The organism is Achromobacter sp. RW408, from assembly GCF_003184165.1.
Classification (GTDB): domain Bacteria; phylum Pseudomonadota; class Gammaproteobacteria; order Burkholderiales; family Burkholderiaceae_B; genus Achromobacter; species Achromobacter xylosoxidans.
In genome coordinates this window covers 1,000,052-1,011,578 of record NZ_QHHO01000046.1, presented here as the reverse complement: position 1 = coordinate 1,011,578, position 11,527 = coordinate 1,000,052, and the positions used below count along the sequence as shown (strand labels likewise).

Annotated in this window: 9 protein-coding genes; 2 read left to right on the top strand and 7 right to left on the bottom strand. The window is 67.4% G+C overall.

Annotated elements, in window-relative coordinates; translation table 11 throughout:
• Positions 1–269: 269 nt before the first annotated feature.
• Positions 270–935: an HAD family hydrolase gene (locus DK459_RS14710; RefSeq protein WP_020924704.1), complete on the bottom strand. Its 666-nt coding sequence runs from the start codon at positions 933–935 to the stop codon at positions 270–272.
• 1 nt (position 936) lies between these two features.
• Positions 937–1,902, bottom strand: a complete 966-nt coding sequence (locus tag DK459_RS14705) for an RluA family pseudouridine synthase (RefSeq protein ID WP_100505113.1) — start codon at positions 1,900–1,902, stop codon at positions 937–939.
• Between the two features lie 508 nt (positions 1,903–2,410).
• Here DK459_RS14705 and DK459_RS14700 point away from each other — a divergent pair.
• Positions 2,411–5,485, top strand: a complete 3,075-nt coding sequence (locus tag DK459_RS14700) for an Rne/Rng family ribonuclease (protein ID WP_110134833.1) — start codon at positions 2,411–2,413, stop codon at positions 5,483–5,485.
• Between the two features lie 148 nt (positions 5,486–5,633).
• Here the strand turns inward: DK459_RS14700 and DK459_RS14695 are convergent, their stop codons facing one another.
• The 5 genes from DK459_RS14695 to argE all read right to left on the bottom strand — a co-directional run bounded on the left by DK459_RS14695 (position 5,634) and on the right by argE (position 10,716).
• A complete protein-coding gene (locus tag DK459_RS14695; RefSeq protein WP_006389273.1) occupies positions 5,634–6,182 on the bottom strand; it encodes an acyloxyacyl hydrolase in 549 nt (182 codons plus the stop codon).
• Positions 6,183–6,429: 247 nt separating this feature from the next.
• On the bottom strand, positions 6,430–7,308 hold the full coding sequence (gene accD, locus DK459_RS14690; RefSeq protein WP_006389272.1) for an acetyl-CoA carboxylase, carboxyltransferase subunit beta: 879 nt from the start codon (positions 7,306–7,308) through the stop codon (positions 6,430–6,432).
• 37 nt (positions 7,309–7,345) lie between these two features.
• Positions 7,346–8,212: a tryptophan synthase subunit alpha gene (trpA, locus tag DK459_RS14685; RefSeq protein ID WP_006389271.1), complete on the bottom strand. Its 867-nt coding sequence runs from the start codon at positions 8,210–8,212 to the stop codon at positions 7,346–7,348.
• A gap of 1 nt (position 8,213) precedes the next feature.
• Positions 8,214–9,413: a tryptophan synthase subunit beta gene (gene trpB, locus DK459_RS14680; RefSeq protein WP_024068098.1), complete on the bottom strand. Its 1,200-nt coding sequence runs from the start codon at positions 9,411–9,413 to the stop codon at positions 8,214–8,216.
• Between the two features lie 151 nt (positions 9,414–9,564).
• Positions 9,565–10,716: an acetylornithine deacetylase gene (gene argE / locus DK459_RS14675; protein WP_006389269.1), complete on the bottom strand. Its 1,152-nt coding sequence runs from the start codon at positions 10,714–10,716 to the stop codon at positions 9,565–9,567.
• A gap of 134 nt (positions 10,717–10,850) precedes the next feature.
• Between argE and DK459_RS14670 the strand changes: the two genes are divergently transcribed.
• A partial coding sequence (locus DK459_RS14670) for an MFS transporter (protein ID WP_146221901.1) occupies positions 10,851–11,527 on the top strand: 677 nt, incomplete at its 3' end.

Below are 11,527 nucleotides of genomic sequence, written 5' to 3'. Positions count from 1 at the left end.
CGCCGCCGTCACGCCGGCGCGCAGGATCAGGTCGCGGCGCGACCGCCAGACCGCTTCGGTCGTGATCTCGGACGGAACGATGTCATCGGGCTTGCGTATCAACATGGGAATCTCCTGCGGGCCGGCGCGGCGAGTCGCGTCGCTGCCGCCCCGCTCAAACCGTGGACGTTTCGCGACCCCATGATATTCCGCCGGCGTAGCCGGCGGCGATCGGTAATAGACCGCCCCGCTCTCCCGGCGTTCCCGTCGGGACGGGACGCCTGCGGCCGTCAGGCAGCGGCCGTCAGGGTTCGGCTGAGCAGCCAGTCGCGCACCAGCGGCACGCTCTCCAGCACCGCTTGCGGGCCACAACCCTCGAGTTCCTTCAGGGTGTGTGCGCCGTAGGTCACGCCCAGGCCGTGCACGCCGGCATTGGTGGCCATCTGCATGTCGTGGGAGGTGTCGCCCACCATCACCACGCGGGCCGGGTCGACGTCCAGCTCGCTCATCAACTCGTGCAGCATGGCCGGATGCGGCTTGCTGAAGGTTTCGTCAGCCGTGCGGGTGGCGTCGAACATGGGACCCAGGCCGGTCGCGGCCAGGGCGCGCGTCAGGCCCACGCGGCTCTTGCCGGTGGCCACGGCCAGGCGCACGTCGCGCTCGGCCAGCGCGTTCAACAGCTCGGGAATGCCGTCGAAAAGGCGCAATTCAGGATCGCGCAGCAGGTAGTGGGTGCGGTAGCGCTCGAGAAAGCGCGGCAGCATCGCCTGCGTCAGCTGCGGCACGGCGCGGCGCAGCGCGCTTTCCAGCGACAGCCCGATCACCCAGCTGGCGTCGGAGGCCGACGGCACCGGCAGCTCCAGGTCGCGGCAGGCGCCCTGGATGGCGGCCACGATGCTGTGCGTGGAATCCATCAGGGTTCCGTCCCAGTCAAAAACGACCAGCGAATACGACATATCAGACCGACTCCAGTTGTTTCAGTATTTTCCGGCAGGCGGGCGGCAGTTCGGCCGTCAGCGTCATCGGCTCGCCCGTCAGCGGATGGTTCAGGGTCAATTGGTGGGCATGCAGGAACATGCGGCCAAAGCCCATGCGCGAGAATTCGGCGCGAACCTCGTCGTGGCCGTACTTGTCGTCGCCCACGATGGGAAAGCCGCTGGCCGCCAGATGCACACGGATCTGGTGGGTACGCCCGGTGCGCAGTTCCGCGTCCACCAGGCTGTAGCGGCCGAAGCGCTGCTTGAGCGTGATGATGGTGTGGGCGGTCTGTCCGTCGGGATCGACCTTGACGCGGCGCTCGCCCGACTGGGTGGTCCACTTGGACAGCGACAGCTTGATGTGCTGGCGGTCATTGACCCAGTCGCCCTCGACCAGCGCGTAATAGTGCTTGTCGCTGCGCCCCTCGCGCAGCATGGCGTGCAGGGCCAGCAGCGCGCTGCGCTTCTTGGCGACCATCAGCAGGCCGGAGGTTTCGCGGTCGAGCCGGTGCACCAGCTCCAGGAACTTGGCCTCGGGGCGGGCGGCGCGCAGTTGCTCGATGACGCCAAAGGACACGCCGCTGCCGCCGTGGACCGCCACACCGGCGGGCTTGTCCACCACCAGCATCGCGTCGTCCTCGAACACCACCGGAAATTCGGCCGCCGGCACCGGTTTGGGCTTGCCCGGGTCGGGCAGCCGCAGCGGCGGAATACGGACCATATCGCCTTCCGCGACCCGATAGTCCACCGAGATGCGTCCCTTGTTTACCCGGACCTCGCCGCCGCGGATGGCCTTGTAGATGTGGGTTTTGGGGACGCCCTTGCACAGGCGCATCAGGTAATTATCCAGGCGCTGGCCGGCATGCTCGGCGCCCACTTCCACCATGCGGACGGAGGGGGTGGCCATAGGGGAGGAAGTTTCTTTGCGCATTGCGGAAAGCGACATATAATCGGGACAGCCTTAAGGGGCTGAATCAGCCGCTGGCGTAGAGATGCAACTCAAGTACGCAACTCCGTCGAGCGCGTGGGCCGCCATTGTACTGCCTGCTCATTCAACCCCTGGGTCATTTGGTCGCCGGCGCAACCGCGCCCTGCCGGATAGTGGTGTGGCATTCATTTTGCCCGCTGTCCCAGCAGGTCCGTTGCCTGCCGCAAGCGGCTTGAAGCACTGCAAGAATCGTCGCATATTTAAAGCACCAGCTGCGCGTCGGCAACCAATCCGGCCGCAACTGCCGTTCACAGCACATTTCCGTCAAACCACATTCAGTGAAGCTGACCCTCCTGCTGAAAGAACCCCGTGCCCCACGGCACGACGTGCCCGCCTGACCCGCGGCGGATACGCCTGGGCGCCGCCCAGGTACGGTCCGCATCTTCTTGCCCGCTTCAGCCGCAGCCCGAGTGGCCCGAGGTCACGCGCCGATATCGGCGCGTCATGACAACGGAGAAACCCTCTCATGAAGCGCATGCTGTTCAATGCGACGCACCAGGAAGAATTACGCGTCGCTATCGTCGATGGGCAAAAACTCATCGACCTCGACATCGAGACTGCCGGCCGCGAACAACGCAAAGGCAACATCTACAAAGGTGTCATCACCCGGATCGAACCCGGCCTTGAAGCCTGCTTCGTCAACTACGGCGAAGACCGCCATGGCTTTCTTCCCTTCAAGGAAGTGGCCCGCAGCTTCTTCAAGGAAGGCGTCGACGTCCGCACCGCCCGCATCCAGGACGCCCTGCGCGAAGGCCAGGAACTGATCGTCCAGGTCGAAAAGGAAGAGCGCGGCAACAAGGGCGCCGCCCTGACCACGTTCATCTCGCTGGCCGGCCGCTACCTGGTCCTGATGCCCAACAACCCCCGTGGCGGTGGCGTTTCGCGCCGCGTCGAGGGCGAGGACCGCCAGGAACTGCGCGACACGATGGAGCAGCTCGAACTGCCCCAGGGCATGAGCATCATCGCCCGCACCGCCGGCATCGGCCGCAACGTCGAAGAACTGCAATGGGACTTGTCGTACCTGTTGCAGCTCTGGACCGCCATCGACGGCGCCGCGCGCGACAACTCCGCGCCCATCCTGATCTACCTGGAATCCAGCCTGGTCATCCGCGCCATCCGCGATTACTTCTCGCCCGAGATCGGCGAGATCCTGATCGACACGGACGAGATCGCCGACCAGGCCACCGCGTTCATGAGCGTGGTGATGCCGGACAACGTCCAGCGCGTGAAGCGCTACCGCGACGACATCCCGCTGTTCTCGCGCTTCCAGATCGAACACCAGATCGAAACAGCCTACTCGCGCACGGTGCAGCTGCCCTCGGGCGGCGCCATCGTCATCGACCACACCGAAGCGCTGGTGTCCGTGGACGTCAACTCGGCCCGCTCGACCCGCGGCGCCGACATCGAGGAAACCGCCCTGCGGACCAACTCGGAAGCCGCCGACGAAGTGGCCCGCCAGCTGCGCTTGCGCGACCTGGGCGGCCTGATCGTCATCGACTTCATCGACATGGAAGACAGCAAGAACCAGCGCGCCGTCGAACAGCGCCTGCGTGACGCCCTCCATTTCGACCGCGCCCGCGTCCAGATGGGCAAGATCTCGCGCTTCGGCCTGATGGAACTGTCGCGCCAGCGCCTGCGTCCGGCCCTGAACGAAGGCTCGCACATCACCTGCCCGCGCTGCAACGGCACCGGCGTGATCCGCGACGCCGAATCCAGCGCCCTGCACGTCCTGCGCCTGCTGCAGGAAGAAGCCATGAAGGAAAACACCGCGGCGGTCCACGCCCAGGTGCCGGTCGACGTGGCGACCTACCTGCTGAACGAAAAGCGCGCCGACATCACCAAGATGGAAGCCCGCCTGAAGGTCAACCTGGTGCTGATCCCCAACAAGCACCTGGAAACGCCGCACCACCACATCGAGCGCCTGCGCCACGACGATCCGCGCCTGGAAGAAGTGAAGACCAGCTTCGAACTGGTCGAGGCGCCGGCCACGGACGCTCCGTGGCAGCCGCGCGAAAGCGAGATCAAGGCGCGCCCCGAAGCGCTGGTCAAGGGCATCACGCCCTCGCAGCCGGCGCCCGTGTCGACCCCCGCCCCGGCGCCCGCTCCCGCGGCCGCCCCGGTGCAATCGGGCGGCGGCCTGCTCAAGCGCCTGTTCGGCTGGCTGACCGGCAATTCCGAGCCCGCCAAGACCGCGCCCGCCGCTGCCCAGGAAGAGACCAGCGCCAAGCGCGCCGCCTCGCCGGCACGTGGCAAGGGCCGTGGCGCCCATGACGGCCAGGAACGCCGCGGCGAACGCCATGGTTCCGACCGCAATCGCAACCGTCGCGGTGAATCGCGCACGGAAGGCGCCGAGGGCGGCGAAGGCGGCCGTCATCACATCCGTGGCAACCGCCGGCCCGAAGGCGAGCGCGGCGAACGCCAGGAACGCGGCGAGCGCAACAATCGCAACGAGCGTGGCGAACGCGACCAGGCAGTGCAGGCCGCACAGGCCTCGAACCGTCCCGATGTCGCGCCGGAAGCCGCTGGCGACGACGCCGGCGCCGGCCGCAACCGCCGCCGTGGCCGTGGCCGCAATCGCCGCGAGGAAGGCCAGGCCGATACGCCGATGAGCGAACAGGAAAGCATGGTCGCCGCGCTGGCCCAGTCGGTCGCGACCGCCCTGCCTGAAGCCAAGCAGCCTGCCGATGCCCAGGCCGAACCGGCGGAAGCCGTCGAACTGGCCGCCGAGGGCGTGCCCGCCGCCGAAGGCGCCGAAGCCGGCGCCGATCCGGAACGCAAGCGTCGCCGCCGCCGCAGCCGTCGTGGCCGCCGCAGCGCGGACGAGGCCGGCGTGGCTGGCAGCGACGAGCAGCTGGAAGACGGCGCCGAAGACGACGCCGGCGAACAGGCCGAGAACCTGACCGCCTCCGCGCCGGCAGCAGCCGCCCCGGTGGCAGCGGCAGCCCCTGCGGCCGACGTCCCCGCGACGCCGGTTCAGGCTCCCGCGCAACAAGCCGAAGCCGTCCAGGCTGAAGCCGCGCCGGCGCCGGTCCAGGCCGAACAGGCGCCCGCCGCCGCGATCGAGCCGCAGGCCGCGCAGCCCACCCAGACTGCCGCGCCCGAGGCGACCGCTCCGGTGGCCGTCGAGCCCGCCAGCCAGGTTTCCGAGCCGGCCGCGCCCGTCGCGGCGCCGGTGCAAGCCGCTGTGGTGGAACCGGTGGTCGAACCCGTCGTGACGACGGCGCCCACCGCCCCGGCCGAACCCGAAGCCGCTGCGACCCCGGTGGTCACGCCCGCCCCGGCCGCCGCGCCGGCGCAGGCCGCGCCCACCAGCGCCCAGCCCATCGTGGTGCCGGCGACGGCTCCCTCGGCCAAGGCCCAGGCCCTGCATGAAGTGGTCAACGCCGCCGGCCTGCAGTGGGTGGAGACCGATCCCGAACGCCACGCGCAGACGCAACTGCGCATCGCCGCGGCGCACACGCCGGTCCGCCTGGGCCGCGAGCGCAAGCCGGTGGCGCCGGTCTCGAACGAACCCCTGGTTCAGGTCGAAACCCGCCACTGAGGCAAGCCGCAAGCAAAAGCCCCCATCGAATGATGGGGGCTTTTTTTATTGCCTGTCGCTTGCCGCGCAAGCGTCCGGCACGGCCCGGCGAGGCCGAAAAAAAACCCTCGTTACCGAGGGCTTTTCATCAGGCCGGATCGCGCAGCGATCAGAACTGGTACGTGTAGGTCAGCTGCACCGTATCCAGGCCCGGGTTCGGGCGCTTGATGCTGGCGTTGGAAAAGTGCGAATAGCGCAGGCCGATGCGGTTGTTCGGCGTCAGCAGGAAGCCCAGGCCGACGTGGTCGCCGAACTGGAAGGCGGTGCTGATGTTCTCGTTGGCGAAGCGGGTGCGCGAGAACACGGTGGCGCCGATACCGGCTTCGAGGTAGAAGCGCTCGCCAGTCCACCAGCGGAACATCGGGATGGCGTTCAGCTGCCACACGCTGCTGGGCGAACGGTCGCCATCGGCCCACCAATACGACACGCCCAGTTCAGGCGTGAGATCCAGGCGCCCCCAATTGCCGCCGAACTGGTGGGTCCAGACCGACGGGGTTTCGTAGTTCAGCGTGAAGCGCTGGTAGTGGTCTCCCACGCCGTAGTGCAGGCTTACCCCGCCCTGGGTACCTTCGGACGACTGCGCGCTGGCGATGGTAGCGGCGCCAGCCAGGGCCAAACCGATGAGGCGGACAAGCATTTTCTTCTTCGTCGACTGCATTGGGAGCAACTCCGTATTTTTGTTGGGGCAAAAATCCCGGCATGATTCACGAGATTTTTCATCACTACGCAACATAGCAAAAACCAGACCAGAAGGCTTGCCCTGTGTCGCAATCTGGCAACACAAATCATGGAAAACACTGTTCCGCGCGGAGAACGAAAAATTCCATTTCCGGATCGGCTCGCATGTGGATGAAAAACGCCGCCGGCACGGTCGTGGCGGCGGCGTCTGGGTGCGGGCAGGAGGATCAGGCAGCCGTGACGACGTCGGCCGGCTGGTTGGTCAGCAGCGCGAGCAGGCGTGCGATTTCCTCGCGCAACTGGCGGCGGTCGACCACCATGTCGATGGCGCCCTTCTGCAGCAGGAACTCGGCGCGCTGGAAGCCTTCCGGCAGCTTCTCGCGCACGGTCTGCTCGATCACGCGCGGGCCGGCGAAGCCGATCAGGGCTTTAGGTTCGGCGATGACCACGTCGCCCATGAAGGCGAAGCTGGCGGACACGCCGCCCATGGTGGGGTCGGTCAGCACGCTGATGAACGGCAGGCCCGCGGCCGACAGGCGCGTGAGCATGGCGTTGGTCTTGGCCATCTGCATCAGCGACAGCAGGCTTTCCTGCATGCGCGCGCCACCGGAAGCGGCGACACAGATGAAGGGCGTCTTGTTGTCCAGGGCAGCCTGGGCGCCACGCGCGAAGCGCTCGCCGACCACCGAACCCATGGAGCCCCCCATGAACTCGAACTCGAAGCACGCCAGCGTCGCCGGCACGCCGCGGATGGAGCCGCTGACCACCACCAGCGCGTCGGTTTCACCGGTCTGCTTGACGGCTTCGGCCAGGCGCTCGGGGTACTTGCGCGTGTCCTTGAATTTCAGCGTGTCCACCGACCGCGTCGACTGGCCGATCTCGACCCGGCCCTCGAGGTCGAGCAGCGAGTCGATACGGGCGCGGGCGCCGATGCGCATGTGATGATCGCACTTGGGGCAGACGTGCAGGTTGGCCGCCAGGTCTTCGCTGTACAGCACCGTTTCACACGACGGGCATTTCACCCACAGGCCTTCGGGCACGCGGCGGGCGCCGCTGTCGCTGGTTTTGTTGATGCGAGGCGGCAGGAGTTTTTCGATCCAGCTCATTGTTTGTTCATCCCGTAAGGAGGTCGCGCCGGGCCGTTCAGGCCGACACGCTCGGTCGTTTCACTTGATCCAGCGCCTGCCGGATGGTGCGCAGCCAGCCGCTGGCGGCGGCGACTGCGGCGTCGGTTTGCTGGGCCGCGGGGACGTTCGCCACCGCCTGCTCCATGGTTTCAATCAGTTTGCTGCCGATGACGACCGCGTCGGCCACGCGCGCCACGCGCTGCGCGCTGTCGGCATCGCGGATGCCGAAGCCCACGCCGACCGGGATATCGCGCACGTGGCGGCGGATCACCGCCACGCGTTCGGCCACGTCGTCGGTGTTGAGCGAGCCGGCGCCCGTCACGCCCTTGAGCGAGACATAGTAGACGTAGCCGCGGGCCACCCTGGCCACGGCCTGGATGCGTTCCTCGGTGGAGGTGGGCGCCAGCAGGAAGATCGGGGCGATGCCGTGGCGCCCGAGGGTGCCGGCGAACTCGACGACTTCTTCGGGCGGGTAGTCGACCACCAGGACGCCATCCACGCCGGCGGCTTCGGCACGGCGGGCGAATTCGGCCTGGCCCATGCGTTCGATCGGGTTGGCGTAGCCCATCAGCACGACCGGGGTGGCCGTGTCGCGCTGGCGGAACTCGGCCACCAGGTCGAGCACGCGGCCCAGGCCCATGCCCTGGGCGATGGCGCGCTCGGCGGCGCGCTGGATCACCGGGCCGTCGGCCATGGGATCGGAGAACGGCACGCCCAGTTCGATGACGTCGGCGCCGGCCTCGACCAAGGCGTGCATCAGCGGGACGGTGGTGGCGGGCGACGGATCACCGGCGGCGATGTAGGGAATGAGCGCCGCGGCGCGGCCGGATTCGGCGGTGCGCGCGAAGGCGGCGGCAATACGATCGGAGCGGGAAGTCGTCATGTTAGAGCTCGATACCGGCACGTTCGGCGACGGTATGCATGTCCTTGTCGCCACGGCCCGACAGATTGACCAGGATGACGGCGTCGCGCGGCAGCGTGGGGGCCATCTTCACGGCCTGGGCGATGGCGTGGGACGACTCCAGCGCCGGCATGATGCCTTCGATGCGGCAGCAATCGTGGAAGGCCTTGAGGGCTTCGTCGTCGGTGATGCCGGCGTACTCGGCGCGGCCGGAGTCCTTGAGCCAGGCGTGCTCGGGGCCGACGCCGGGGTAGTCCAGCCCGGCCGAGACCGAATGGGTTTCCTGGACCTGGCCGTCGGCGTCCTGCATGACGTAGGTGCGGTTGCCGTGCAGCACGCCGACCTGACCGGCAGCCAGCGACGCGGCATGCTTGCCGCTGTCCATGCCTTCGCCGGCGGCCTCGACACCGATCAGGCGCACGTTTTCGTAGGGAATGTAGGGGTGGAAGATGCCCATGGCGTTGGAGCCGCCGCCGACCGCGGCCACGACGTAGTCGGGCTGGCGGCCGATGGCCTCGGGCATCTGCGTCAGGCATTCATTGCCGATGACGGTCTGGAAATCGCGCACCATGCGGGGATAGGGATCGGGGCCCGCCACCGTGCCGATGATGTAGAAGGTGTTCTCGATGTTGGTGACCCAGTCGCGCATGGCTTCGTTGAGCGCGTCCTTCAGGGTGCGCGAACCGGACGTGACGGGCACCACCGTGGCCCCCAGCAGCTTCATGCGGTAGACGTTGGAGGCCTGGCGGCGCACGTCTTCGCTGCCCATGTAGACCACGCATTCCATGCCGTAGCGGGCGGCCACCGTGGCCGTGGCGACGCCGTGCTGGCCGGCGCCGGTCTCGGCGATGACGCGCGGCTTGCCCATGCGCTTGGCCAGCAGGGCCTGGCCGATGCAGTTGTTGACCTTGTGCGCGCCGGTGTGGTTGAGGTCTTCGCGCTTGAACCAGATCTGGGCGCCGCCCAGTTGTTCGGACCAGCGGCGGGCGTGATAGACGGGGCTGGGACGGCCGACGAAATGCTTGAGTTCGTAGTTGAACTCTTCCAGGAAGGCGGGATCGACACGGTAACGGTCATAGGCGGCACGCAGCTCGTCGAGCGCGTGCATCAGCGTTTCCGCCACGAAAACACCGCCATAAGGGCCGAAATGGCCCTGGGCATCCGGAAAATCGTAAGGTTTCACCAAGCATCTCCCCCGGCATCACGGCCAGCCTCTGCGGCCCGTGAATCCGGTTTGCAACCCGTCATTTTACCTGACGCCGGTCGCGGGCGGGGGCCGCGCCCCCTGCCCCCTCACCGGGCGTCCCGGGGCCGGGCCTGCCCGGCCAGGCGCTTCAGAGCGATTGCCCCATGCGGCGCAGGAAGGTCTCGCAGGCGGCGAGCTGGTCGAGCGCGACGAACTCGTCGGGCTTGTGCGCCTGCTCGATGTGGCCGGGGCCGCACACCACGGTGGGGATGCCGATGCCCTGGAACAGGCCGGCCTCGGTGCCGTAGGCCACCTTGCGGGTGGCGCGGTCTTCGGTCAGGGCGCGCACCAGCTGGGTGATGGCGGCTTCCTCGGAAGCTTCCAGGGCAGGCGCGGCGGCGCCGGTCTCGATCTCGATGCTGGCGCCGTCGAATTCGGCCTTCATGCGCGGCAGGAGCTCATCACGCACGTATTTTTCGACTTCGGCCTGGATCTGGTCGGGTTGCATGCCCGGCAGGTTGCGGAATTCGTAGGTGAATTCGCACAGTTCGGGAATGGTGTTGACCGCGATGCCGCCACGGATCTGGTTGGTGGTCATGGTCGAGAACGGCACATCGTAGAACTGGTCGTACGGGCCGTTGGCCTTGAAGCTGTCGGCCAGATCGCGGATGCGACAGATCAGGCGGGCGGCGTATTCGATGGCGTTGCAGCCGCGCGGCGTCAGCGACGAGTGCGCCGCCTTGCCGTGCACCTTGCAGCGGAACAGGTTGATGCCCTTGTGCGCCACCACCACCTGCATGCCGGTGGGTTCGCCCACCACGCAGCCTTCGGGACGGATGCCGCGCTCGTGCAGGTCGGCCAGCATGTACGGCGCGCCGGCGCAGCCGACCTCTTCGTCGTACGAGAACGCCAGGTGGATCGGCTTCTTGCGCGGCATGGCCAGGAATTCCGGCACCAGCGCCAGCGAGCCGGCAATGAAACCCTTCATGTCGCAGCTGCCGCGGCCGTACAGGAGGCCGTCTTTCTCGACCAGCTTGAACGGGTCCGTGCTCCAGTCCTGGCCGTCCACCGGCACCACGTCGGTGTGGCCCGACAGGACGATGCCGCCCTGCTGGTTGCCGTCCTGGGCCGGCAGGGTGGCGAAGAGGTTGGCCTTGGTGCGCTCGGGGTTGTGCGCCAGCCACGCATCGACGCCCTGGCCCTTGAGCCAGTCACGGACGGTTTCGATGAGGGCAAGATTGGAATTGCGGCTGGTGGTGTCGAAACCGACCAGCGTCTCCAGCCAGGTGCGCGCGTTCATGTAGCAACTCTCTTGGGGAAAAGAGAGAGTGTAAAGCCAGGACGCGTCCGCGTCGCGCGCCCGGGAACGGACCCGGGCCGCGCCTGGGCCTAGAATGACGGCCTTGAAACAGCACAAGCCCCCAAGGAGAAACCGTGCAGCACAAAGCAGTTCCCACGCGCAACATCGTGGCGGCAGTCATCGGCAACGCCCTCGAATGGTATGACTTCCTGGTGTTCGCGTTCATGACGCCGATCATCTCGAAGCTGTTCTTTCCGACCGATCCCAGCGTTCCCGGCAGCGAACTGAACGCCATCCTGATGACCACGGCGATCTTCGGCGTCGGCTTCTTCATGCGGCCGGTGGGCGGCATCATCCTGGGGCTGTATGGCGACAAGAAGGGCCGCAAGGCGGCCATGGTGCTGGTGACCTCGCTGATGGCGGTGTCCATCGCCCTCATCACCGTGGCGCCCACCTATCACGCGGCCGGCATCCTGGCCCCCATCTTCATCCTGATCGCGCGGCTGCTGCAGGGCTTCTCGGCCGGCGGCGAGTTCGGCACCTCGACCGCCCTGCTGATCGAGATGGCGCCCAACGGCAAGCGCGGTTTCTACGGTTCGTGGCAGATGGCCGGGCAGATGCTGGCGCTGCTGATCGGCGCGGCCTGCGGCACGCTGATCACCGAATTCTTCACGCAGGAGCAGATCGCGGCCTGGGCCTGGCGCCTGCCATTCGCCTTCGGCCTGGTGATTGTGCCGATCGCCATCTATATCCGCCGCAACATCGACGAAACCGACGCCTTCAAGCAGATGAAGGAAGACGAGCGCCAGGC

Coding starts and splice junctions, on each gene's coding strand:
- DK459_RS14710 (WP_020924704.1), bottom strand. CDS start 935: ATGTCGTATTCGCTGGTCGTTTTTGACTGGGACGGAACCCTGATGGAT.
- DK459_RS14705 (WP_100505113.1), bottom strand. CDS start 1,902: ATGTCGCTTTCCGCAATGCGCAAAGAAACTTCCTCCCCTATGGCCACC.
- DK459_RS14700 (WP_110134833.1), top strand. CDS start 2,411: ATGAAGCGCATGCTGTTCAATGCGACGCACCAGGAAGAATTACGCGTC.
- DK459_RS14695 (WP_006389273.1), bottom strand. CDS start 6,182: ATGCAGTCGACGAAGAAGAAAATGCTTGTCCGCCTCATCGGTTTGGCC.
- accD (WP_006389272.1), bottom strand. CDS start 7,308: ATGAGCTGGATCGAAAAACTCCTGCCGCCTCGCATCAACAAAACCAGC.
- trpA (WP_006389271.1), bottom strand. CDS start 8,212: ATGACGACTTCCCGCTCCGATCGTATTGCCGCCGCCTTCGCGCGCACC.
- argE (WP_006389269.1), bottom strand. CDS start 10,716: ATGAACGCGCGCACCTGGCTGGAGACGCTGGTCGGTTTCGACACCACC.